The organism is Paenibacillus sp. FSL E2-0151 (assembly GCF_037993015.1).
Taxonomy (GTDB): domain Bacteria; phylum Bacillota; class Bacilli; order Paenibacillales; family Paenibacillaceae; genus Paenibacillus; species Paenibacillus amylolyticus.
In genome coordinates, this window is the sequence record NZ_CP150308.1 from 3,152,484 (window position 1) to 3,178,767 (window position 26,284).

Sequence of the window (26,284 nt, forward strand, 5' to 3'; positions counted from 1 at the left end):
GTTGTTCAAAAAGTTCGCTTTTGAAGCACTTAGAAAGAATAGGAGAATTTCGCATGAAGCAATATTTAAGGCAAATTCACCCCTTGGCATGGACGATCATTATCGGAACCATGTTTGGACGTCTTGTGACGTCAATGAGTATCCCGTTTCTATCCATCTATCTGACACGTGTACTAGATGCTACACCGACCCAGACCGGTATTACTGTGGCGGTTAGCTCGCTGGCAGGTGTCATGGTCAGCTTTTATGGAGGTTATATTTCGGACCGGATCGGGCGCAAAATCGTGATGTTAATCTCAGTATTTAGCTGGGCAGGTGTGTTTTTTATTTTTTCAGCAGCAGAGCATCTATGGGTGTTCTTTGTTGCCAATACGTTAAACGGATTATGCCGCGCAGTATTTGAGCCCACCTCCAGAGCACTGTTATCGGATATTACTTCTCCGGAGAACAAATTGCTGGTGTTCAACCTCAGATATGCTGCAGTTAATCTTGGTGTGGTCTTTGGGCCAATTATCGGATTTCAGCTGGGATCATCTGAATCGACGTTTCCGTTTGTGATTTCCGGCTTGGTATACATAGCCTATGGACTTGTATTATTTCTGCAATTCAAGCTACAGCATGCCAATCTGCCAGAGCGTCACCAGGCAACCGCACCACGTTTGCGTGAAGCACTCATGACCACCGGTCGCGATCGTGTATTTCTGCCAGTATTAATCGGTACCACATTCTGCGTTCTGGGTTACGGGCACTTTAGTTCTACGTTGGCACAGTACTTGGCGAGAAGCCCGATCTTTGAGAATGGAAGCCAGATGTTCTCGTACATGCTTTCCCTGAATGCCGTAACGGTACTGATTATTCAGTATCCTCTTGTGCGAACCTTCCGAAACTTCCCACCGCTTGTTCCTCTGATTGTGGGTAACCTGCTGGTCGCAACCAGTCTGATGATGGTTGGAATCGCTGAAGGTGTACTCATGATGATGATGAGTGTCATACTATTTACCATTGGGGAAGTGTTATTGTTCACCATGATGGATATGCTCATTGACCGGATTGCAAAGCCGGAATGGAAAGGGACGTATTTCGGGACTATCGGCTTCAATAATATCGGTAGTGTCATTGCTCCTGTCATGGGAGGGGTGTTGTTAAGTCAATTTGGAGCGGAGAATGGTTTCGCTGTTTTTCTACCGATTGCACTGACGACTGCCCTGGGAGTACCTTTTCTTCTGATCGCACATCGACGTCTTGTTGTTAGAGAAAAACAAACAGAGCCTACATCATTGAGTATGTAGCGAGAATTGAAAAGTTTAATGGCATGAATTAAATAACAATTCAGTTAAAATTATCTTGACGGATGTTAGTCCAGCGAATACAATAAACAACAAATATGTGAAACGGGTGGGATGATGATTATGTTTATGCCTATACAGATTTCGAATCGATAACTGAATACGCATGAGCATAGTGACATTAATCCAATTTTTTTTGCAATGATCGCGTTGGGACAGTCATGTTTGTGCACCTCTGTCGTGGACGCTCATCATTATTGCGATGCAGAGGAGATACGGGAAATGCTTTGCATTTCATTCGATCTCTTTTGGCTACAAGCTGTAGATGAACATTAGTTCATCTATGGCTTTTTTGCATGCATTCCACCCAATTTGTTCACATGGAAAGGAGCGTTTGGAGCGTTATTTTATAAAAAACTAACTTGTTAAAAAGGAGAATGTACAATGGTCAACATATGTTCTACATATCAATTATGGGCGGGAAATCCCGATTTTAATGTCATTATGTATGATTCATCCTAGTGATCGCAAATTTTACTGTCGTTAAGATCATCAACAAATATGAATAGCCAAGAACAATTAAATAAACCGATAAAGAGGTGGGACCTGTGCCCAAAACAGAGAAACGCTCCATGTCTTGGCTGCTGCGCTATCTAAAACCAGTTAAAGGACGGCTGGCCTTACTTTTAATCATGTTGCTCACATCAACGGGGCTTCAGCTCTTGAATCCACAGATTATCAAACGATTTATCGATACAGCAGCAAGTGGGGGAGTCCTCACCAATCTTGTTCAGCTTGCAGGAATATTTCTGGTTGTTGCCGTGTTTAATCAACTCATCACGGTAGCGGTCAGTTATTTGGGGAACGACGTGGCCTGGCGGGCCACGAATCAACTGCGCGGAGATCTGCTGAAGCACTGTCTGCGTCTCGATATGCGTTTTCATAATGTGAAAACACCTGGAGAGATGATTGAACGTGTGGATGGTGACGTAACGAGTATCTCCAATTTTTTCGCAATGTTCATTGTGCAAGTGATCGGGAGTTTTGTGCTGCTGGCCGGAATTCTCGGATTCATGTTCAGTGTTAATGTACCCATTGCTTTGGTCATGACCGTGTTCACATTATTATCGATCCTGTTCATGGTCTTCATCCGAAATCTGGGCGTGGACTCTTCCAAAAATGAACGGGCTGCAAGTGCCTCTCTGTTCGGATTAATTGAAGAACGTATTGCCGGAATTGAAGATGTGCAAGCAAATGGTCATGTGCCCTATGTGATGAACCGTTTTTACCGTACGATGCGCACGGTATTCCTTAAGGGGAGAAAAGCCTGGCTGTTACGAGTTATTCCTTGGAATACCACGGTAGTTCTGTTCGCTCTAGCGGTCACTGCGGTGCTTTTGCTAGGTGTGCATTATTATATGGAAGGTCTAATGAGTATCGGAACATTATTTCTGATCTACCAATATACGCAGATGCTGAATGATCCGATTGAGATGCTTGGAGATCAGGTGCAGGAGTTTCAAAAAGCAAAATCAGGCATGCTGCGCTCCAGAGAGCTGTTGTCCATGCAAAGTGTGATTGAAGAGGGTACAGAGGAGCAATTGCCGGAAGGACCTCTTGGTCTGGAATTCAGTCAGGTGCACTTCAGTTATAACCAGGATAAACCGGTATTGCAGGACATTACCTTTGCCATTAAACCTGGAGAACGTCTAGGAATTATCGGTCGCACAGGTAGCGGTAAATCCAGTCTTAGTCGTGTTCTTCTCCGGCTGTACAATCTGGATCGGGGGACGATCCGTGTAGGTGGAACGGATATCACAAAGCTTTCGTTACAAGCACTCTATCGCCGGGTAGGCATGGTGACACAGGATGTACAGCTGTTTGATGGCACGCTGCGTGACAATCTGACCCTGTTCAATGGAGATGTATCGGATCAGATGATCAAGGAGACGACGGATCGCCTTGGACTTAGCCAATGGATTAATTCACAACCAGAAGGACTCGATACGTATCTGGCAGCAGGTGGAGCTTCATTGTCGGCAGGGGAAGCGCAGTTATTTGCCCTAACCCGCGTATTCCTGACCGAACCGAGTCTGGTTATTCTGGATGAGCCGTCGTCACGTCTGGATGCCGCGACCGAAGGTATGCTGCAATCTGCAATTGATCAGTTAATGAAACGATCCACCGGAGTCATCATTGCTCACCGACTGGCTACACTGGAGAAAGTGGACCGGATTATGGTGCTAGGTGATGGGAAGGTACTGGAATTTGGAGCGAGAGAAGAACTTGCCAGTAACCCGGCATCTCACTATGCCAGACTGCTCATTACAGGCCGAGAGGAGGAATTGGCATGACTGTAGCAGGATTTATAGGCCGTTTGTTTCGATTCAGGCCTTTGTTGTTTATAATCAACGGATTGTTATGGTGTATATTTCATTCCTTGCCGTTAGCTATTGGTATTGGGATGCAGTGGTTTTTTGATCGCACAACAGCGGGTTCTAATGACTACATGTGGCTTGCTGTGCCGCTTATCTTTATTGCTTTGGTCCGAATGGCACGGGTGGGCACATTTTTTGTAGCCTTCTATGCATGGGTTACGTATCTGTATCATGTTCAGGCGATTTTGCGAACCAACATGCTCGCAGCAATCATGCGCTGGCCTGGGCGTAATCTTCCGGCTTCACCAGGAGAGGCGATGAGTCGCTTTCGGGATGATGTCGATGAAGTCGTCGAGTATGTAGAATCATGGGTGGACTTCTGGGGACGACTTGTATTTGCTGTTGTGTCTATCGTCATTATGGCAAACATTAATTGGCAGATCACATTGGTTGCCGTGTTACCATTGGTGGTTGTGACCTTACTTAACAATCTGTCCGGAAATCGGGCTCGGAAGTATGCACAGGTTAATCGTGAATCGACTGGGCGAATTACCAGTTTTATTGCGGAAACGTTTGGAGCCGTGCAAGCCCTGAAACTGGGTCAGGCCGAAGAGAATGTCTCTTCACGTTTCAACCAGTTGAATGAAGATCGTCGCCAGGCTGCACTTCGAGACAATCTGTTCAAGCAGTGGATGAGATCAATGAATCAGCATGTTCTAAGTATCTGTACCGGATTGATTCTACTGATGTGTGCAGCTGAGATGAAAGCAGGGAACTTTACCGTAGGTGATTTTGCCTTATTCACCAGTTATCTGGCCAATATCGGATTTAGCATTTCACTGTTTGGTTATATGGTGTTTCAGCACAAAAGGCTCAAGGTATCCTATGATCGTATGCGTAAGCTATTCCGCCCAGGGGAAGAAGACCGGATCATGGATTCGAGGGAAATCTATCTGTATGAAGATCCGCCGGAGCTTGTAAGTGAACAGAGGGACCCTAAGGAGAAGTTGCAATCTCTTGAGGTGAACAAGCTGACTTATCAATATCCGAATTCTGCAAATGGCATAGAAGAGATCAGTTTCCGTCTGAAACGTGGACAATTTCTTGTGATTACGGGACGGATCGGATCAGGTAAATCAACACTTGTACGCACACTTCTTGGACTTTTACCCAAACAAAAAGGGGAGATTCACTGGAATGGAGCGGCTGTTGATCCAGCCACATTCCTGATGCCGCCTAGAGCCGCGTATACCCCTCAAGTGCCAAGATTGTTCAGTGATACGTTGAAAGAAAATATCGTCCAAGGCAAACAGGGTAACACCGAGCAAGCCCTTGAAAAAGCCATTCGTCTGGCTGTGATGGAGAAGGATATCAAACATCTGGATCAGGGGCTTGAGACCCCGGTTGGTCCAAGAGGGGTGATGCTGTCAGGCGGGCAGATTCAGCGCGCGGCTACAGGACGCATGTTAATGACGGAGGCGGACCTGTTTATCTTTGATGACCTGTCCAGTGCACTGGATGTGGAGACAGAACAACAAGTATGGGAAGGGCTGTTCCAAGAGCCGGATGTCACCTGCATCGCAGTTTCTCACCGCAGGGCAGCACTTTCCAAAGCAGATCACATTATCGTGATGAAAGATGGACGCATTGAAGCCGAGGGAAGTTTGGCCGAATTGCTTGCCACCAATGAAGAGATGCAGCTGTTGTGGCAAGGGGAACAAACCCCCGCCAAAGTTGGATAGCTTAAAAAATTTAGAAAAGATAATAAAAAAACAAAAAGCCTTACAGACGACTCCTTGAAAGAGGACAGTTTGTAAGGCTTTTTATCGTTATAACGAGTGGAAAGATGGAATATTTTTATCTCATCATCTGAGCAATCAAGGAATACGCAATGATGACCAGGAAGATAATAGTGATATGGTTAATGGAGAAGATAAACATCCGTTTGGACCATTTCTCTGTTTCTTTCTTGTCAAAGGTAGCCACACTGAGAATGAGCCAAGCCAAGCTAACCAGAAATGCCACAATAGCGACAAATGGACTCATCGGCCAGAATAAAAAGCTGGAGATCAGTAACAGTACCAGATACACATTTGTCTGAATGTATGTCCGTCTGATGCCTTTAACAACGGGTAGCATGGGAACACCAGCAGCTTTGTATTCGTCAAAACGACGAATCGCAATCCCGTAGAAGTGAGGCATTTGCCATAAGAGCATCGTAACGACCAATGCCCAGATCTCGAAATGACCCAGTTCCGGTGAAATGGCTGCCCAACCGATGAGTGGAGGCACAGCACCCGAAAGACTTCCTACTTCCGTGTTGTAGATCGTTGTACGTTTGGTCCACATCGTGTAAGGGAACACGTAAAGCAACAGACCCAAAATACCAAATACAGCAGCGGATGGGGAAGCGATGTACAACATGATGCCCCCGATGATGGTGATTGCAATACCGAGAATCAGACCCGACTTGGTATCTACGCGTCCCGTAACGGTAGGACGTTTCTTCGTACGTTCCATGATCGCATCAATATCACGATCATACAAGTTGTTAAACACCCCTGCAGCTCCAATAATGAGAGAAGATCCAATAAAGGAAAGGATGATTGGTACAATATTAGCTAAGATTGAAGCATCAAATACATATAAAGCCAAACTTAAACCCGCAAACATGGCGATCAGGTTGGACTTAATGATTCCGATTTTGATCGTATCGAAGAATACTTTCGGAATCGAGCTATACTCCAGGCTGATATTGGTCTGTGAACCATTGTTCAATGTTTTCAAGAACTCACTTCCTATATCTATACTTGTATATTATGTCGCTATTATACCATTCAATACACTATGTGATTTAATTAACGTTTTAGTATTTAAAATAATGTCATTTGATTGTGAACAATTTAAAAACAAGGTTGTTTTTAATTGTTAAATAATTATTTCTGTGTTACAGGAGAGAAATCAAAAATCCGAGTATAACAGTGATCCAAAGTTTGTTCTGTCATTGTAGTGTAAGTGTAAATAATCTTTTATTCAACTCACACAGGCTGGATTGAAGAACGTAGTTAAAGATATATGTTGCAAAATGGTTAGGTTTTGTTTATTGTAGATATAAGATATCTTTAATAGTCTTTTTTTAAAATGTGTTCTTGTAAATCTCCGATATTACTTTCTTAAGAGAAAGCGGAGGTTATTTTTAAAACTTAATTAGAGATATTAAATGTCTGGAAAGGGTGTATAGTATGAGTAATATGAATCAACTCTTGGATGTACTTATTATTGGTGGAGGACCAGCGGGGCTTAATGCAGCCCTAGTACTTGGCAGGGCCCGCAAGAACGTTGTGGTCATTGATGATGAGACACCGCGTAACTGGGTTACAAGGGAGACTCATGGGTTTGTGACAAGAGATGGGGCAAGTCCACGTGAATTCCGGAAAGCTGCCAAAGAACAGATTGCAGCGTATCCCACAGTTCAATTTGCTTCCGATACGGCAACAGCGATAACAGGTAGCGATGGTGATTTTGAAGTTAAGACTACTCAGGGGGCAAGTTATCGCACGAAAAAGATTTTGTTTGCAGTAGGTAAGAAAGATCTGCCTCTAGATATTAACGGATTAACAGAGGTTTACGGTAAAAGTGCGTTTGTGTGTCCATATTGTGATGGATGGGAGTTAAGAGACCAAGCGCTGGTCATCATCGTTAGTGGAGTTAACGCATTACATATGGCAAAAGTCATATCCGGCTGGACAGAACGTTATACGATCTGTACGAATGGATCAGATTCCTTAACCGATGAGCACCGTGAAGAGCTGAAGCAGCATCATGTTACTGTATTCGATGCACCGATTCAATCCATTAATTCTGAAGAAGGGATGGTACAGCAAGTTGTACTAAATGACGGTACAGCGATTCCTTGCACAGGAGTTTTCTTCCAACCGAAACTGTTTACCGGATCAGAACTGCCAAAGGCTATCGGTTGTGAAATTACAGAATCAGGAACGGTTATCGTTGATGCTTCAGGCAAAACATCTGTAGCGGGTGTATACAGTGCTGGTGATGCAGCATCCGAGATATATCAGGCAATCACGGCTGCGTCTCTGGGGGCATTGTCTGCGGTAAGCATTAATAATGAATTGAATTTCGAGAACTGGGATGGGCCAAGTCATCATTAGAATAAATTAAAAGTTTCATAGAATCATAGCATCATTGCTTCATACAGTAGGGGATTGCATATGCAATCCTCTATTTGCTGTTATTCAACTTAAACGTTGACCGGTTCAATTGAAAGTTATTCAGCCGGAAGAAAATTTGATATTAAATCAATTATGGTTTAATGTATTATCAAATGATATATATTACTATCATTTATGAAATCATCAAAGGAGAGATCACTTATGAATGAAAGCAGAACAGCCATCATATGGCTAACGAATACCTTGCTCTACGGCGTACAGTTAAGAGGTGATCATCATGAGTGATGCAACTTACATTCCACAACCCAAAATGTATGGACCACTTGGCAATCTGCCCTTAATTGATAAAGATAAACCAACGCTGTCGCTAGGCGTTCTGGCTGAACAGCATGGACCAATATATCGACTTACCGTTCCCGGTTATTCCGGTTTAATCGTATCTGGGCCAGATCTTGTCGCTGAGTTGTGCGATGTGTCCCGTTTTGACAAATTTGTATACAATGAACTCGAAAATGTACGTGCCTTTGGAGGCGATGGTTTATTTACAAGCAGAACATCGGAGCCAAACTGGAAAAAGGCCCATAAGATTCTGCTTCCCACTTTTAGCAAACAGGCCATGAAAGGTTATCATCCCATGATGGTGGATATTGCGGAACAATTGATCAACAAATGGGCACGCCTCAATTCCAACGATACGATTGATGTTGCGGACGATATGACACGCCTTACGTTGGATACCATTGGACTATGTGGATTCAATTATCGATTTAACAGTTTTTACAGACAGGACCACAGTCCTTTTATTGAAAGCATGGTTCGGGCATTAAGTGAAGCTATGCAAAAGAGTTCACGTTTGAAAATTCAAAATCTGCTTATGGTGAAAACCAAACGACAGTTCCAAGCGGATATTCAGACGATGTTCTCTCTGGTAGATCAGATTATAGAGGAACGTAAAGCGAGTTCAGCACCCGAAGAGGTCGACTTGCTCGCACGTATGTTAAATGGCAAAGATCCGGAGACTGGCGAAATGCTAGATGATGAGAACATCCGTTATCAGATTATTACGTTTCTCATTGCCGGACATGAAACCACGAGTGGTTTATTATCTTTTGCTCTTTACTTTCTACTGAAAAATCCGGAATCGCTTCAAAAGGCGTATGACGAGGTGGATCAGATATTGGTCAGTGACTCACCACAGTACGAGGAAATTCTTCAGCTTTCTTATATTCGCATGATTCTTAGTGAATCGCTTCGTCTCTGGCCAACAGCCCCGGGATTTGATGTATATGCCAAAGAAGACACCGTCATAGGTGGCAAATATCCCTTGAAGAAAGGGGAGAGTTGCAGTATTCTTTTGCCCCAGCTTCACCGTGACAGAGAGGCATGGGGAGAGGATGCGGAACTTTTCCGTCCAGAGCGATTTGAAGATACGGCGAAAGTGCCTCATCATGCGTATAAACCTTTTGGTAATGGGGAGAGAGCGTGTATCGGCATGCAGTTTGCTTTATATGAAGCAACACTTGTGCTTGGCATGGTCCTCAAACATTTTGAGCTGATCGATTATAGCAACTATGAGTTAGATGTTAAACAGACACTGACATTGAAGCCGGGAGACTTCCGGATCCAGGTGAAAGCGCGTGAAGTGTCACAAAAGATGAATAAGTCTACCAGATCTGTGGAAGAGAAACCTGCTCCTGTTGTTCATAAAAATATAGCAATTGACAGCCAGAGGGGAGAAATCCTGGCCGTTGAAGCAGATGGTAAGCCTTCGCTCCTGGTGTTATATGGTTCCAATCTGGGAACGGCAGAAGGCATTGCCCGAGAGCTTGTGGAAAAAGGGCGTTCGTATGGAATCCCAAGTGAAGCAGCCACTCTGAATGAGTGTGTTGGCCGCATTCCCCGCCAAGGTGTCGTTCTTATCGTCACAGCTTCGTATAACGGTAAACCTCCGCAAAATGCTACGGCATTTGTAGACTGGTTAAAGGGAACAGAGTCAGAGAAAGCACGGGATGTAAACTATGCCGTTCTGGGCTGTGGGGATCGGAGTTGGTCCGGGACGTACCAGAGCATTCCTCGATTAATAGATGAGAGGCTTGAAGAATGGGGAGGTAAAAGACTGTTATCCCGCGGTGAAGCCGATGCCGGAGGTGACATGGAGAAACAAGTCGAGACGTGGCAGCATATGTTGTGGCCTCAGGTGTTGAGTGTCTTGGGGATTAGCGAGGAAGCAATCAAATCCTCGAAGCCAAGCGCCAGCAGACTTCAAATGGAGTTTGTCCGCGAGAAAACGGATATGCCTCTTGCACGAACTTATGATGCCAGCTATGCCACGGTTGTAGTCAATAAAGAGCTTCAGGCGCTGGGAAGTGGAAGAAGCACACGTCACATCGAAGTGTTATTGCCTGAAGGCATGAATTATAGAGAAGGCGACCATCTCGGCGTGTTGCCTAGCAATCCGAAGCAGAATGTGGATCGGATACTCAGTCGGTTCGGACTACGTGGGGATACTCCGATCCAATTAACTTCGGACGTCAGCCATCTTACACACCTACCACTGAACAGACCCGTCAAGATTCATGAGTTGCTCGCTTATTGTGTGGAATTGCAGACACCAGTCTCCAGAACACAGTTGCAGGAGTTAGCTAATCATACGATATGTCCACCTCATAAGCGTGAACTGGAAGGCATGTTGGATGAAAACAGCTACAGGGATGATATTCTTGCCAATCGAATCACCATGTTGGACCTGCTAGAAAGGTATGAGGCGTGTGAGTTGCCTTTCGAAAGGTTCCTTGAACTATTGCCTCCGCTTAAGCCCAGATATTATTCAATATCCAGCTCGCCAAGTCTGAATTCCGAGCAAGCAAGCATAACCGTATCGGTAGTAAGAGAGCCTGCATGGAGTGGCAAAGGCGAATACCAGGGAGTTGCTTCATCGTACCTCGCTGGTTGTTCATCCGGAGAAGATATTCTCATGTTTGTACGTACATCTGAATCCGAATTTCATCTGTCGGAAGAGGCTGATGTTCCGATGATCATGGTGGGACCAGGCACGGGGGTAGCACCATTCAGAGGTTTCCTCCAGGCGAGAGCTGTTATGAAACAGAGAGGTTTGTCTCTAAGTGAAGCGCATCTGTTCTTTGGGTGCAGGAATGATTCAGATTTCATATATCGTCAAGAGCTTGAACAATACGAGCGAGAAGGGATCGTTAAACTACACACTGCTTTTTCTCGTGCGGAGGGCAAGCCCAAAACGTATGTACAGCATCTAATGAAAGAGAATTCCGAACAGTTAATTCACATGCTGATAAACAAAGGAAAACTCTACGTATGCGGGGATGGAAGCCAGATGGCTCCTGCGGTAGAAGAGACTTTACAGCAAGCGTATCAGGAGGTGCAGGGAGCAACGGTGCAGCAAGCGAAAGACTGGCTTATCCAGCTTCAGGCCTAAGGACGCTATGTGCAAGACGTATGGGCGGGTAATAAACCGGTTGAATCCTCTCAATATATCTATTAAAACTTAAAATGAAAGAGTAGTTCACATGAATTTAATCAAATATTTTCACTATATGACAAATATTACATTTTAATAGAGTGATATCCTATATGATGAATATGTACTTAAATACGAAAGGAAGATGAAGATGAAGATGAAGATGAAAAAGAAACTTATGATCGGTCTTTTAACTGTCGTTGCATGTTTCACGCTTGGCTCCACATCTTTTGCAGCTAGTGTACCTTCAACTTCAGTCAATAATTTACCCGAAAGTACACAAGTCGTTCCTTACGCACAAAAGTATATAACTTGGCAAGTTATTTTACCTAAGTCTCAATTCCCAACGCTTGGTGATATTCCAATGACAGCTAGTTATAATGTTGATCCATACTGGGGACAACTCACACTTCAATCAGTTGATGGTCAGACAGGTTATACATGGACCGTGACCTACGCAGGTTATGTCAATTATTAAGTAGTAATGGAATAATGCTACTCATCCAAAAATAGCCGCTCGATTTGGAGTTTCACATCCAAATCGGCGGCTGTTTTGATTGGATTTGTAAGAACGAGTAATGACTCTTATCTGGAATCCTAAATCGTTGCTGTACTGTTGTTGGCGCTCAGGGCGGAAATCGGATCGAAAAGAGGGCCCTGTTATACGAGCAGTGCAATATCTACTGATTGAGCGGACTATCACAGAAAAGACCATGATGGACTGATCAGGTGTTATAAAGCGCATTAAACAATATCTCTGAACTTGTATACTTTGCTGTGTTCACAGCATTCCAATTTTCGAATTTAATTGAAACGATCTGAGTTGGCCTTACCCATTTACGGGGCAGTTCTTAATAGGTTCTGTTAATAAGTCTACCAAATTGTATCACTGCTTTTCTCACAAATGAAAATTTAAATGTAAGATGTTGTGATGACTGCCTTATGAGAATGCTTTCAAATTTAAATTCTAAATTTTTGATTGACAGTCCTTATCTGAACGAGTTTAATTATATAGACCGATTGTTATAATTATTTGAAGGAAGTGGCTTTCGTTGAGTGAAAAGTCTAATGCTAGAGAGTCTATTGTCAGCACAGCAGCGAGACTGTTTTTTTCACAAGGATATCATGCGACCGGTCTGAATCAGATCATCAAAGAGAGTAGTACGCCGAAAGGGTCGTTGTATCATTATTTCCCGCAAGGCAAGGAAGAGCTCGCGCACGAGTGTATTCAAAAAGCCAATGAACATATCTTGCAGACATTTGAGAAAACATTTGCAGCCCACGACAATACGGGGGATGCCATTCAGAGATTTATTCATGATTTGGCTCATGAAACAGAAGCAGCCGGGTTTACCGGATTTCTGCCATTCAGCTTCTGGGCAGCTGTGGAGACATCGTGTATTAGTCAGCAGTTGCGTATTGCTTGTCAGGGTGTATTTGCAGATTGGCAGGATGTCATTAAGAAACATCTGATTCTGGATGGCGTTGGTGAAGAGAAGGCGCGGGAGACGGCACTTCTGATCATTTCTTTGATGGAGGGAGCACTGATTATCAGCCTGACGAATCAGGATAAACAGCCTCTGCTGACGGCTGCTGAGTATTTGTCGGTTGTGACGAAGAACGCCAAACAGATTCAATAATTTATACCAAGAGACAGAGAAAAAGAAAGTTCGATACGTTTGAGGAGGATGGGATCGTGGAGGTTTCCATGAAGGCTGATTCTGCACAGAATCAACAAGAAACAAAGCAATACAAGGTATTTCCGATTTTGTTCGCGATGCTGCTGAGCGGCTTTATTGGTCTGTTTGGAGAAACGGCATTAAACGTGGCATTGACGCCACTTATGGGACTGCTTGAAGTAGGACCTACAACGATTCAATGGTTAACCACAGGATACTTGCTTGTATTGGGAATCCTGGTACCGGTATCTGGAACGCTGTTACAGTGGTTTACAACCAGACAGCTGTTCACAACGTCCCTGATTTTCTCCATTGCAGGCACATTCGTTGCTGCGCTTGCACCTAGCTTCGAAATTCTGTTAGTGGCACGGGTACTTCAGGCTGTAGGTACAGCGCTGTTGCTGCCACTGATGTTTAACACGATATTGGTTATTTTCCCGATTGAAAAACGTGGTGCTGCCATGGGACTGATCGGTTTGGTTATCATGTTTGCGCCAGCAAGCGGTCCGAGTATCTCCGGTCTGATCCTGGCTAATCTGAGCTGGCACTGGATCTTCTGGATTTCCTTGCCGTTTTTCATTATCTCACTGGTATGTGGCTTGCTGTTCTTGCCGAATATTTCGAAATTGACCAAGCCCAAAATTGACATACTGTCTATTATATTGTCCACCCTTGGTTTTGGTGGTATCGTATACGGATTCAGTAGTGCAGGTGGACATGGGGATGGTGGCGGAGGCTGGACCAGTCCGGTAGTTGTTGCTACTCTCGTTATTGGTGTGTTGTCCTTGCTGTTATTCAGTATCCGTCAGTTGAGAATGAAACAGCCAATGATGGATTTGCGTGTATTCAGATATCCGATGTTTACTGTCGGTTTGATCCTGGTCTTCATCTGTATGATGATTATTTTGTCATCCATGTTGATTCTGCCGATGTATCTGCAACAGGGGATGGCTGTCACGGCACTGACTGCAGGATTAGTCTTGTTGCCAGGTAGTCTGTTAAATGGATTCTTGTCTCCAGTCATGGGACGTTTATTTGACAAGTTTGGTCCTAAATGGCTTGTTATTATCGGAATGTCAATCGTGGCGATTGTCCTGTTCTTGTACACGGGTATTGAAGCGACGACTTCCCTTGGAACGATTATTACGCTGCATGTATTCATGATGGTCGGTATCTCGATGATTATGATGCCTGCACAGACCAATGGTCTGAATCAACTGCCACCTGAGTACTATCCGCATGGTACTGCCATCATGAATACGTTGCAACAGGTATCCGGAGCAATCGGTACGGCTGTTGCGGTAAGTATACTGAGCGCAGGACAGTCCAGCTTCTTGAGCGGTGTGGCGAATCCGGAGAGTCCGGAGAATAAACTGGCTGGTTTCACATCAGGTATACAGAATGCATTTGTTTTTGCACTGGTTCTGGCGATCACGGGTCTGATTACTTCAATCTTCGTGAAGCGGGTCAAAGTTGGAGCTCAAGCTGGACAACAAGGTCCTATGCATTAATCCAATAACTAACAATAACAATTTGATATTGTATCTGAGCGATGTGTCCCTTAACTTTAAGGACGCGTCGCTTTTTTGCGTATTTATTCTATCTATTTTGGTGTTGACGTGAAATGGGTTACAGCCTTTAGAGTGTAAATGTAGCCGGAATACGGCGATTTAAAGAATGAATTTCAGAGCAAATACTTCATGTTCCGGCAAAATTGTATATGTTCATACTAATATAAAAGGGTAATATAGAATGTAATAGTACAATTTTGAACCAATTCGAAAACGGTTTATATTTTATTTTTAATCAAGGAGACTTCATTATGATCATCATCAATCCCATTGGTAATAACATTGAACAGATGCTGTTGCACTACGAAAAAAACGGCCATCTCACTCTACAGGCATCGCTTATTAGTAATAGCTCGGTTGTATATAGATTGCAAGACTATTGTCTCAAGGTATATGCTTCACGGGCAAGATTGGATGGGGAGATGGAAAGTGAGGCACTTAGGGCATTGCAGAGTAATCCTTATGCACCCAAATTGTATGCGTATTCACCAGGTGAGTACACCCTGACAGAGTGGATTGAAGCATTCAAACTGAAAGAGTACCGTGTAACCTATGGACACATTCCTCCCAACTTGATATACGATATGTTTACGACGGAACTTCAGCAGATTCATGCTGGATATTGGGACTGGGATGTCATCCGATATGAGAATTTGCTCTGGACCAAGACAGGTGATGTGAAGAGAACGAACTTTTGGTTGTGTGAGCCTGTAAAATCCAGACGTGAGAACTTATATAACCAGGTTATTCGAAGAATTGATAACATCTACAATGGCGATCGAACCGAAATGGAGGCGATGAAACAGTACTTTTATCGTCACCAGTTGACTTCATTAGAGATCGAACAAGCTTTCAGTGATTTCAGGTCCCAACGGCCAAGACTGGCGATAGCACAATAAATCACATAAAAGAAACCCCAAAGATATTAGAGAATCTTTGGGGTTTCTTTTATGATATAACATAGTCTTACTTTAGCAGAGTGTACGTTACTTCTTTACCAGGGCCAATATCTCATCCGCAACGATATCAGGGCGATATTGATGGATGTAATGATCGGTATCTTTAATGGTTACCTGTTTAGAATCATCTGACCAAGATTTGAATTCTAATTGTGATTTATCCCATTCGGGTTCACTTGCACCAAGGTAATCAGCCGTCAGTATGGTGAGTGGAAACGGTAAGGTTTGCTTGTGATCTACAACCACTTTGGCATTGGCAGCTATTTCACGTAATTCATCCAACGTGTTCACATTACCATAGTTGTGCAACAACGCAGTTGTATCCAATTTTTTCAGATCATCGGGTACAAGTTTCAGTTCATTACGATTGGCATTAGAAGTTTCGACAACCATGTCAGATTGCATGGAGAGGCGGAATAGTCCGGTTTGGATACGGAATTTATTCGCAAAACCACCAATTGTGTCTGCCAAAGAGTCATCGTCATTCGAATAATATTCGGGGCTTCCGCCATCAATCATGACGATACCCTTGACGAGATCAGGGTATTTTTGTGCGAAACGGATGGTTTCCAGCGAGCCGAGTGAATGTCCAACCAATACATAAGGTGGCTTCTGTCCAGATACCTGCAACAACTCGTGTAATTCTTCAGCTACGGTATCGACATCACGTTTCTTATTGGTCTGATCGCTATATCCATAGCCAAATCGGTCATATACAGCGAATTTTGTGTTGGGAGCAAGCTTTTCATATAATGGATAATAATCTACATAGGGATTAGCGGTCCCCCAGCCAGAGGCGAGTACGACTGTTACATCGCCTTCTCCACCAGTATATAGATGCATATTGTCTCCATGGACTTCGTACAGCTTACCAGGGGGGACGAGTGTTTTGGCATCCTGCCTTAAACCCACTTGTTGGTAGATCACGCCAGTACCCAGAAGCAACAGAACTATCGCCAGGTCGAATATCAAAAACTTAACTAATCTTTTGCGCCATTTCTTCATGTTCTCTCACATACTCTCCATGTATTTTCTCTATCATATATGCCCAATCTTATAGGAGAGAAAACAGAGTCTTAATTCTATCTTAATTGAGTTTATTTCCGATCATGGGGAATGGGCGTGTTCTAGTGAAAATTGTATATCAACGGCCAATGAATTAATATATAGCTACGATATGAATAGTTCTCATCCAAATATTGAATCACAGATTGATTATATAGAACAGAAGGTATGTATAATGACAAAATACGAAAATCAGCTCCCGACATCAGCAGGCATGAACTTCAAGTCCCTGATCAGTATATTGAGAGATTCCATGCGTGGCAATGTCCAGCGGAGGCCAGTGGGCGTAATGCCCATGGAGATATGTGAACCCGCTGAAACCTTCAGTGCATCCGATAATCCACAGGTTACATGGTTCGGACATTCGGCTTTTTTACTCGAAATTGAAGGGCACAGATTACTCTTTGATCCGATGCTGGGCAATCGTCCATCCCCCGTATCCTGGGTGGGCACCAAACGTTACAGCACCAATCTACCGATTCAACCGGAGGATTTCCCAACGCTGGATGCAATCATTATATCGCATGACCATTATGATCATCTGGATTATAACTCCATCCGCAGATTGAAGGATAAAACAAAGCGATTTATCGTACCGCTTGGCGTCCGTCGTCGGCTGATTCAACTGGGTGTGCCTTCGGAACAGATTACCGAGCATAACTGGTGGGATGAGTTATCGTTCAAAGGTTTAACATTGGCTTGTACGCCAGCAAGACATTTCTCGGGCAGAGGATTATTCGACCGTAATTCTACCTTATGGTGTTCGTGGGTTATCGCTGGACAACATACAAAGGTGTTCTTTAGTGGTGACAGTGGATACGGTCCTCATTTCAAGGAAATTGGCAGTAAATACGGTCCATTTGACCTCACCTTGATGGAATGTGGGCAATATGACGAGCGGTGGTCCAACATTCACATGATGCCGGAAGAGACGGTGCAAGCGCATTTGGATGTAAAGGGGAAGTTGCTTATCCCGATTCATTGGGCCGCATTTACGCTGGCCTATCATGCCTGGAATGAACCGGTTGAACGAATCACGAAGGCTGCACATGCTTTGAAAGTTAAGATTGCAACTCCCAAAATCGGCGAGAAGGTTGTGCTTCATACGGAGGAATACCCTACACATCCATGGTGGAGACCGGAATTAGGATAAATAAAATAAAAGCGTTCAGCTCATCAAATGAGTGGACGCTTTTTCTATTGCATTTTACATCAGGATTGATAATGCACTGTAAATTAACAACACACCCATGACGATATTAACAGGACGCTCGTATCTTAATAAAAAGCTCTGGAATAACATGCCACCAAACGCCCAGGTCATATTGGCACTAATACCAATGAAGGTGAGCAGCAAGGAAAATACAATTAATTGTACATGGGACTGCCCAAGAGGCAGAACAAAAACGGATATGGCAGTAAGTCCATACAGAATGACTTTGGGATTGATGAATTGCAGGGTGAACCCAAATAGAAATGAATAATGATTGACCTTGTTTTCTTGCGCATCTGCAGGTTTACTTCGCATGATTTTGATCGCCAGATAGAGCATGTACACACACCCTAACACGTTCAATACGGGTGCGATCCTGGGAATATATTGATGAAGAATAAGATTGAAATAACTGGACAGAAACATAATTAGCAGGCAGCCGGCTGCAACTCCACTAATAAACGGAAGGGTCTTGCGGAACCCCTGATTTCTGGCATGCGTCATGGAAATGATGTTGTTGGGTCCGGGTGTAAATGAAGCGATGATTGCATAGGTCACTAAAGGTATAATGTTCATGGTTCCTCCACGTCTTCTTAGTTGTGTGATATAATGACCTCAAATGTACGTTATAGCGTACGGTCTTTATCATTGTACAACATGTACGTTATATAGCACAACAAAATTATGAAATGAGGAGGATGGATTTTTGAAAAACATTAATAGTATTCTTGCTCAGAACCTGAAACAGCTTAGGGAACAAAGAAAACTCAGTCTGGACAAGGTCGCCGAAATGTCTGGTATTAGCAAGACCATGCTTGGTCAGATTGAACGTGGTGAATCCAATCCATCCATTGCAACCGTATGGAAGATTGCTAATGGCCTGAAAACTTCCTTTACTGCTTTGATTCACGAGCCGAAGTCAGATACAACCGTTGTAACGGGGGATGATATTCAAGTATTGATGGAGGATGAGGGAAGGGTTCGGATTTATCCGCATTTCCCTTTCGAAGAAGGACGCCGCTTTGAAATATATATGATGGAGATGGACCCCAAGTCTGAGTTGAAAGCTGAACCGCATATCGAAGGTACGGAAGAGTTTATTACGGTCTTTGAAGGTGAAGTTACGATTAGAGTAGGGGCGGAAGATTATACGGTGAGTTCAGGGGAGTCGATCCGTTTTGGAGCGGACAAGCCTCACGCCTACGTTAACTCCGGTGCTAAGACGAACAAATTCAACATGGTCATTCATTATTCGAAGTGAGATGCAAAGATCCATCTGTGAATGTAACGAACGATGAACGAATAAATGCATACATGAAAGGAATGACAATAAAGCAACCTGATGTAATGAACTGCAACTCCCTCGTTAGTCGTGTCTCACAAAGGGTTCAGTTCAAAACATTGGCTGCTTTATTGATGTGTGCACTATGGAGCCCCCAACCTCTAGCGAAGGGGACTCTAACTTATGGTTTTTCTTTGGCCTGACGCTGTATTTCCTTGGCTGTAAATGCTTTATCATACACTCTTACGTTATCCAGACTGCCTTTGTAGAACGGATCAGACGCATAACGACTCTTGCCTACATAAGCTTCCGTTACCTGCAGATCTTTCGGGTTAAAAGTAATCTCAGAGCTGCTTGCAACCGATGTACCATTCACATACAGAGTACCCACATCACCCTGAAGGGTTACAGCGACATGAACCCACTCTTTGGAAGGCAGTGGATTTGCTGCAATCAGGCTCTGATCCCGTCCCTCATTATGAATGGTGAATTGTAATGCTCCATTATGCTGGGAGGGCGTGAGGAACATATGCCTCGTTAAACCATTTCCAAAGTCGAAAATACGCTGCCAGGACCCGCCGCCATCCCAATTGACCCAGGCGCTAAACGTGAAATCCGTTGTATCTGTAATGAGTCCAGGTAACTGAATGTAACTGTCTGTCCCATTGAATGTAGCAGCCTGATTTTTGCCACTAGCAGCAGAACTGACCACGTTAAAGGCTTGTCCGTGATATTCGTTTTTGCTGTAATCCTGTGCGACTTTGCCAATTTTCTTGTGTTCAAAAGTATACTCCCCGAGCAATGGGCTTACCGCTTGCTGTGGAATGATAACGTTAAACGTTTTGGAGCTTACCGCAGTTCCTTTACGAATCGTTGCGGTTAATTTCACTTTGGCATCGCCCTTACCGGCGCGAGGTCGCTGTACTACACCTGTAGTGGATAGAACCGAAGCATTGGAGCTTTTCCACGTAATCTCTGCATCACTTGTTCCCTTGGTAGGCAGAGACAGATTGAAGAACACGTGATCCGTATTGCTAATGCTCAGGTCCTTTTGCACCGCATCTACAATGTCCTGATCACTCCGTTCAACACTTTGACTTCCCCAGATGGCTATCCCGGTGGAGGAGAGGGCGCTAAAGGTCAGAACCGTACTTTGAGATTCCGAATTCCATTCATGTGTGAAAACGCCTTTGTACACAACGTTATTCGATGTGATCTGAACCTTGTTGTCTGCACCAAGACTCCATGTTCCTGTCACGGCACCATGAATCTGCCCATCTGCCGTGAACTGAACGGTCTGGGATGGCTTGATGTCCGCCGTGATGTCCTTACCATGATTCACCCATTGGTACTGACCGGCGATCTCCTGAGTTGTCAGTTGCGTGGTATCTTCTCCCAAAGCCGCATAGCGATATGGAGAAACAACGGGCCAACCATCTGCATTCATATGCATCTCATGTACGCGAACTTCATGCTCTTCGCCACGCCCTGGAAAGCGGGTATGGAAGATGAGAAATTGTTTGCCAGTCTCCGGATCAACATAAGCAGAGTTATGCCCTGGCGATACATAGCCGCTACCTAGGCCTGTGCCCGGATCACCGATCTGTCTCTCGAACAGGAAGTTCCCCATCAATTTGACTCCAAAAGGCTCAATAGAACGATCATCAAACAATGGTTTATCCTTGTCCGCCTTAACGTTGATCATATCGTTTCCTTCCGCATCGAGGAAAGGTCCATCCGGTGTTTGGGAGCGAGCAACGCGAATGTTGTATCCTCCATCAGCACCTAGCCCACCGTAAGACAGGTACAGATAATAATAATCAGTTTCGGGACTGTAGAGCATATAAGGGGCTTCAATACGACTATGATTGCCTCCGGTCAGCTTTTTGCCATAACCTTGATTTGGCAGTGGTTTACCTGTCGTTGCATCCATCTCCAGAATGAAAATCCCTCCTGAATACGAGCCATACACCATCCATAACTTGCCGTTTTTATCATAAAAGACATCCGGATCGACCACATTGGGATGAATCGTTGCATCGTAAATGGTACCATCCTCACTGATCTGATCCCACATGCCGGATTTCAACAGAATGCCTTGATCCTTATAAGGGCCTTCGATATTGTCTGCGACAGCAATGCCGAGCGCTGATCGCGGAGAGTCCCCTTTACAAGCATTGTAGTACATATAAAACTTGCCATCCGCCAATTGAATGACATCTGCTGCCCATAACGTATCCGTCTGCGCCCACTCCAACGCTTCAGCGAATTCCTTGGTTACATTGGGGACAACAGGGTTGTTATCTGTAACGCCGGAGGCGACCAGATCCCAGTTCAGAAAGTCTTTGGACTTAGCCACTTGCAGATGTGAACCAAAAATATAAAACGTATCATCCACCTTAATGACAGAAGGGTCATGAACGGAAACATTTTTAAATGTTGGAGCAGGATTAGCGATAGGTGTGGTGGAACTCTGCGAGTTACCCACGGTTTCCCCTGAACCATTTGCGAACACCGAGACCGGTGCCAAAGTTGTTGCAGTAAGTAAAGTGGTGCTTAGTACAGAAATTTTAAGTACGCGAACCCAATAACGTTTCATACGTTTCCCCTTTCCTATTTCCCGGAATGAAAAATCAACCGATACTTGGCAACACACGATAAAAGGTTCGGCAGACCTCCTTTGAGTATTTCATTATATCAAGCGCTTTCATTTGTTATATTATCAATTGATTTATATGTTTGTAAACCATAAATCTAATGTTTATAAGAGTAAAATGAAAAATAAATAAGAGACGGGAAGAGTCGATAAAGGTCATTACATTCAAATAAACCAGTTGTCTTTCTCAAATTTAGGATTGAAATGGGGATCGATGATGCGATATTATTACGTTTAAGAAATGTGTTTAACTATTTATCAATCATTTTATATTAATACGAATCAAAAGCGTGAACCGACAATTCTCAACTACATAGGAGGTAAGAACATGAGCACATATCAAAATCAATTAATTGCACAATACACGTTCGAGGATAACGTTCAGATCGGGAAGGACAGCTCCGGTAAGGGACATGATGGTATAGCCAAAGGTGAGATTCTACCTGTGATATCCGAGTTGAAAGGTAGAACGGCGGTGACTTTCAACGGGGGAGCGAATGGAACTTCTTATCTGCAATTACCCTCGAATCTGCTTCGTGATGTAAGCGATAACACGGGAATTACGATTGCTACTTGGGTGTTTCTCGGCAAGGGGTCTAATGTGTGGGAACGCATTTTTGACTTTGGCAAAGGGGAGAAGGGGCCGTATTTATTTTTGACACGTCAGCTTCTGGGAACTTTATATGCCGGAGATAATCTGGTTGTCCACCCAAGTGGAGGAGTTGCAAGCGGAGAATGGTTGCATATCGCGCTCTCCGTAGCAGGCAGCCTAGGGGGAACGTTGAGCAGTGCGGGTCCGATTGTATATGTGAATGGGGAGAAGGCGGCAGACGGTTCGATCAGTCAGACGTCGAGCGGCAATTATGCCAAATTGCGCGAATGGTTTGATTCGTTCACCGATCCTGAGAATTATAGCCAGAATTATATTGGACGTTCCCAGTATGCAGCGGATGTGGACTTTGCAGGCTCGTTATCCGACTTTCGGATCTATGGGGCAACGCTCACCATGGATGAAGTCATTGAAGTGATGTGTGAATCACTGACAGATGAAGCGATTGTGAAGCTTGCGGCGGACAAGTACTTGTCCTTCCCCAACCGAATCATCACCAAGGATGTATCATTACCCGCAGACTTGCTGGGTGGTAAAGTGTCTGTTGAATGGAGTTCCAGTGCTCCAGAAGTTCTGTCTGAGAACGGAGAAGTTCAGGCAATCACATCAGCACAAGAGGTTACGCTCCGTGCGCTTCTGAACAGAGGTGATCGTAAGCTGAGCCAAAGCTTTGACGTGTCTGTTGTGCCAGCCCATCTCCCGCCTTATACGGTCACCATCCATGGAGATCAGAAGGTGGCTGACATCAGTGAAGTCATGTATGGGCTTTTCTATGAGGATATTAACAACGCGGCAGATGGCGGAATCTATGCAGAGCTTGTTCAGAATCGATCATTTGAGTCTTTTGCATTTGATACATACTCGCATGACTCTGGAGAATGTGGCTGTTCGACAGGACGAAATCGTGAACCTTTGTTTGCCTGGTCAGGCGATACGGAGAAAATGCGCGTACAGCATACGGATGGACTAAACGTTCACTTTAACGTGGAAGACCCTGAAGTAAATGCTTATTATGTAACGGTTCAGGATGGGGCTACGATTCGGAATCGTGGATTCTCAGACTCCAACCAGCATTGTGCCATGTCCATCAAGCAGGGTGAATCATATGACTTTACCGTATGGGCAAAAGCAGAATTGGCAGGAACGATCACTGTTCAATTGCAGGATGGAAGTGACACTTCTATCAGTGATTCGGTAACGCTGCATGTTGAAGGCGGGAACACATGGAAGAAATACGGTTTGTCTCTGATCGGAACGGAGACTGTACTTGGTCAACTGGCACTTACGTTTGCAGGTGACATCTCGATCGATATGGTGTCCTTAGTCCCTCAAAATGTATGGGGAGCTGATCCGACAGAAGAGGGAATATCGGCTACAGCACATGCCAACTACACAGGTAACCCGAACTATCGATTGAGAAAAGATCTAATTCAGGCACTCGCAGATCTGCATCCGAAGTTCTTGCGTTTTCCGGGAGGATGTATCTCGGAGGGATCTTTTATCTGGGATAACGTATATGACTGGAAGGATTCTGTGGGTCCGGTTGAGCTCCGCAAAGAAAATTATAATGTCTGGGGTTACATGATGACGATGGGCCTCGGTTATATGGAGTACTTCCAACTGGCGGAAGATCTCAATGCCGCTCCAGTTCCAGTCATGGCTTGCGGTGTGTTGTGTCAGGCACGCTCGGATTATGCTCACCCTGCGGGTGGCGCTTTAAGGGATTATTATATCCGCAACTTTACAGATCTGATTGACTTTGCGCTCAGTACAGACTTTGAACAAAACGAATGGGCGGCTGTACGAAGCCAGATGGGCCATCCTGAACCGTTTGATCTTCGTTATCTGGGCGTAGGCAATGAGAACTGGGGCACTGAATTTTTTGCCAACTTCGAAGTATTCAAACGTTCAATAGATGACTACATGGAGCAGAACTATCCTGATCATGAGTTGCACATTATCTCGACGGTTGGTGCTCAGGCGGATGATGATGCGTACCAGGAAGGATGGAAATTCCTCAGCGGGAATCTGACCGGATCGGCTCAAGTTGCTTTTGCAGATGGCACAGAGGTGATTGAGGAGACGGTAACCTGGTATGAAAACCAGGACAATTATATGGACACCATTGCAGATGAGCACTACTACCGCTCCAATGAATATTTGCTGAATAACGCGGATCGATACAACTACTATGACCGGGCTTATCTTGAAGACGGAAGTATCGATTGGAAAGAAACATCCAAAGTATTTGTTGGAGAATATGCTTCCACGGACAAAAACACGCTGGCAGGAGCGGTCGCAGAAGCTGCGATCATGACTGGATTTGAAAATAATGCAGACGTTGTTCGTTTGGCTGCCTATGCGCCATTGTTCAACAAAGTACTAACGGACGGTACTTACCGCTGGACGCCAGACTGCATCTGGTTTGATGATGAAACCGTGTGGTATACACCGAATTACTATGTACAGCAGCTTTTTGCAAAATATGTAGGGGATCAGGTGCTTGAGACTTCATTCTCCACCTATAGCAAAGGAAAACCGCTGAATCTCATTCCGCGTGGCGGCATCGAAATTGCAACAGGTCATGCAGATATCGTGGTGAAACGAGTTACAGTGACGTCCAATGTGGATGGCACCATACTGTTAGATGAAGATTTCAGGGAACGTACAGAGCCTAGTGAGGCATGGAGACAGATTCCCGGATCGGAAGGATATGCGTTAACCGCAGGAAAAGGACTCATTTTGAAGGCACAATCAAGCGGCTTAAATGGATTGTACCTGCTGAATGACGAATGGACCAACTACAAAGTTCACGTTGAGGCTGAAAGAATTTCAGGTGAGGATGGTTTTTACATCGGTGTGGGACTGACGGATATCTCGCCCGAGAACAAGGATGTCATTGAGTACGCAATTAGTTACGGAGGAAATGCCACGGGAGTGAAGGTGTACAAACAAGGGATTGAGGGTTACACCTTGGGAGACTATTCATCCAGTTCGGCAGCAGGTAACCTGAGAGCGGCCAACTATGAACCACTCGAGAATGGAACCCATTATACAATCACGGTTAACTATGGTGGAGATACAGGAAAGAATCTGGTTTGCTCCTATACAGACGGACGTAATACCAGCAAGGTTCTGGATTACAAGCTGGAAGCTTACAACCGGGAAGTATTCCACTCTGTTACGAAGGACGCAGGGCATGTGTATGTGAAACTGGTGAATGCAGATGGTGTAGATAAATCAACCCGGATTTGCCTTCAGGATCTGAAGGTGGACGCTCCAGCCAGACTGATCACACTTACTGGAGAAGATCATTTGGTGTATATTCCGAATGTGAATCAGAAGAATGATGAGAAAGTGGTTCCCCAAGAACAGGAGATCACACTGTCGGATACATCGGTGGTCGTTAACTTAACAGCTCATTCGGTGAATGTATTAGTTATGGATATTCTGAATTAAATTCATATCGTGAACAAGAGACCGCGTTTATCGCGGTTTTTTGGCGTTCGAAATCTGTTCATTGATGATCAAAGAACGAAAAAATGGTGCTCTCCTAAAGGAAGGCACCATTTCTTTGGGGTCTGATTATTTGCGTTTTAATAACAAAACGCCACTGATTGCTGAGGTTTTATGGCGGTAGACCACTTTGAATCCAATATCATTGTCCAGCAAACAGTTCAGTGCATTGATTAGCCGTGCACCGGGAACCAGTGTGAATGTACATGGAGACGTATTACCAATCACACGTACACTTTGGATTCTGCGCGCAGAACCAGGGACGAGCGGATTTCTTGACCAATAGATTAATACCAGATCCGGTTGCGGAACAGCATTGACACGAGCCATACTAATCATCTCTTTTCTATTAGATTCTTTATAGTAAATGACAATGTGATGTA

Annotated in this window: 17 protein-coding genes; 12 read left to right on the forward strand and 5 right to left on the reverse strand. The window is 44.4% G+C overall.

What is annotated here, in order from left to right:
- Positions 1-53: 53 nt before the first annotated feature.
- The 3 genes from MHI55_RS14440 (at position 54) to MHI55_RS14450 (ending at position 5,406) form a co-directional block, all read left to right on the forward strand.
- Complete coding sequence (locus tag MHI55_RS14440) at positions 54-1,289, forward strand: MFS transporter (protein ID WP_340390417.1); 1,236 nt, start codon at positions 54-56, stop codon at positions 1,287-1,289.
- A gap of 605 nt (positions 1,290-1,894) precedes the next feature.
- Positions 1,895-3,640, forward strand: a complete 1,746-nt coding sequence (locus tag MHI55_RS14445) for an ABC transporter ATP-binding protein (protein ID WP_340390419.1) — start codon at positions 1,895-1,897, stop codon at positions 3,638-3,640.
- Complete coding sequence (locus tag MHI55_RS14450) at positions 3,637-5,406, forward strand: ABC transporter ATP-binding protein (RefSeq protein WP_340390421.1); 1,770 nt, start codon at positions 3,637-3,639, stop codon at positions 5,404-5,406. Before MHI55_RS14445 ends, MHI55_RS14450 begins: the two co-directional genes overlap by 4 nt.
- Positions 5,407-5,521: 115 nt before the next feature.
- Here the strand turns inward: MHI55_RS14450 and cyoE are convergent, their stop codons facing one another.
- On the reverse strand, positions 5,522-6,451 hold the full coding sequence (gene cyoE, locus MHI55_RS14455) for a heme o synthase (protein WP_036608378.1): 930 nt from the start codon (positions 6,449-6,451) through the stop codon (positions 5,522-5,524).
- A gap of 464 nt (positions 6,452-6,915) precedes the next feature.
- Here cyoE and MHI55_RS14460 point away from each other — a divergent pair, with 464 nt between their 5' ends.
- The 6 genes from MHI55_RS14460 to MHI55_RS14485 all read left to right on the forward strand — a co-directional run bounded on the left by MHI55_RS14460 (position 6,916) and on the right by MHI55_RS14485 (position 15,499).
- Complete coding sequence (locus MHI55_RS14460) at positions 6,916-7,836, forward strand: NAD(P)/FAD-dependent oxidoreductase (protein WP_340390604.1); 921 nt, start codon at positions 6,916-6,918, stop codon at positions 7,834-7,836.
- Positions 7,837-8,134: 298 nt separating this feature from the next.
- A complete protein-coding gene (locus MHI55_RS14465; protein ID WP_340390423.1) occupies positions 8,135-11,308 on the forward strand; it encodes a cytochrome P450 in 3,174 nt (1,057 codons plus the stop codon).
- 205 nt (positions 11,309-11,513) lie between these two features.
- The gene (locus tag MHI55_RS14470; protein WP_340029614.1) at positions 11,514-11,828 is read left to right on the forward strand and encodes a hypothetical protein; all 315 of its coding nucleotides are present in this window, start codon (positions 11,514-11,516) and stop codon (positions 11,826-11,828) included.
- Positions 11,829-12,402: 574 nt separating this feature from the next.
- A complete protein-coding gene (locus MHI55_RS14475) occupies positions 12,403-12,990 on the forward strand; it encodes a TetR/AcrR family transcriptional regulator (protein WP_047842796.1) in 588 nt (195 codons plus the stop codon).
- Positions 12,991-13,058: 68 nt separating this feature from the next.
- Complete coding sequence (locus MHI55_RS14480) at positions 13,059-14,540, forward strand: DHA2 family efflux MFS transporter permease subunit (protein ID WP_076249950.1); 1,482 nt, start codon at positions 13,059-13,061, stop codon at positions 14,538-14,540.
- Between the two features lie 311 nt (positions 14,541-14,851).
- Complete coding sequence (locus MHI55_RS14485) at positions 14,852-15,499, forward strand: hypothetical protein (protein ID WP_340390425.1); 648 nt, start codon at positions 14,852-14,854, stop codon at positions 15,497-15,499.
- Positions 15,500-15,586: 87 nt separating this feature from the next.
- Here the strand turns inward: MHI55_RS14485 and MHI55_RS14490 are convergent, their stop codons facing one another.
- Positions 15,587-16,564: an alpha/beta hydrolase gene (locus MHI55_RS14490; protein WP_340390427.1), complete on the reverse strand. Its 978-nt coding sequence runs from the start codon at positions 16,562-16,564 to the stop codon at positions 15,587-15,589.
- Positions 16,565-16,799: 235 nt separating this feature from the next.
- Here MHI55_RS14490 and MHI55_RS14495 point away from each other — a divergent pair, with 235 nt between their 5' ends.
- The gene (locus tag MHI55_RS14495) at positions 16,800-17,777 is read left to right on the forward strand and encodes an MBL fold metallo-hydrolase (RefSeq protein ID WP_340390430.1); all 978 of its coding nucleotides are present in this window, start codon (positions 16,800-16,802) and stop codon (positions 17,775-17,777) included.
- Positions 17,778-17,831: 54 nt separating this feature from the next.
- Here the strand turns inward: MHI55_RS14495 and MHI55_RS14500 are convergent, their stop codons facing one another.
- The gene (locus MHI55_RS14500; protein ID WP_340020263.1) at positions 17,832-18,413 is read right to left on the reverse strand and encodes a LysE family transporter; all 582 of its coding nucleotides are present in this window, start codon (positions 18,411-18,413) and stop codon (positions 17,832-17,834) included.
- Between the two features lie 130 nt (positions 18,414-18,543).
- Here MHI55_RS14500 and MHI55_RS14505 point away from each other — a divergent pair, with 130 nt between their 5' ends.
- The gene (locus tag MHI55_RS14505; RefSeq protein ID WP_036608360.1) at positions 18,544-19,098 is read left to right on the forward strand and encodes an XRE family transcriptional regulator; all 555 of its coding nucleotides are present in this window, start codon (positions 18,544-18,546) and stop codon (positions 19,096-19,098) included.
- A gap of 202 nt (positions 19,099-19,300) precedes the next feature.
- On the opposite strand, the gene MHI55_RS14510 is transcribed toward MHI55_RS14505, so the two are convergent.
- Positions 19,301-21,718, reverse strand: coding sequence for a family 43 glycosylhydrolase (locus MHI55_RS14510; protein ID WP_340390431.1), 2,418 nt, complete (start codon positions 21,716-21,718; stop codon positions 19,301-19,303).
- Positions 21,719-22,103: 385 nt separating this feature from the next.
- Between MHI55_RS14510 and MHI55_RS14515 the strand changes: the two genes are divergently transcribed.
- Entirely contained in the window at positions 22,104-25,844 is a 3,741-nt protein-coding gene (locus MHI55_RS14515; RefSeq protein ID WP_340390432.1) for an alpha-L-arabinofuranosidase C-terminal domain-containing protein, read from the forward strand.
- A gap of 126 nt (positions 25,845-25,970) precedes the next feature.
- On the opposite strand, the gene MHI55_RS14520 is transcribed toward MHI55_RS14515, so the two are convergent.
- The gene (locus tag MHI55_RS14520; RefSeq protein WP_036608353.1) at positions 25,971-26,231 is read right to left on the reverse strand and encodes a hypothetical protein; all 261 of its coding nucleotides are present in this window, start codon (positions 26,229-26,231) and stop codon (positions 25,971-25,973) included.
- Between the last annotated feature and the right edge of the window lie 53 nt (positions 26,232-26,284).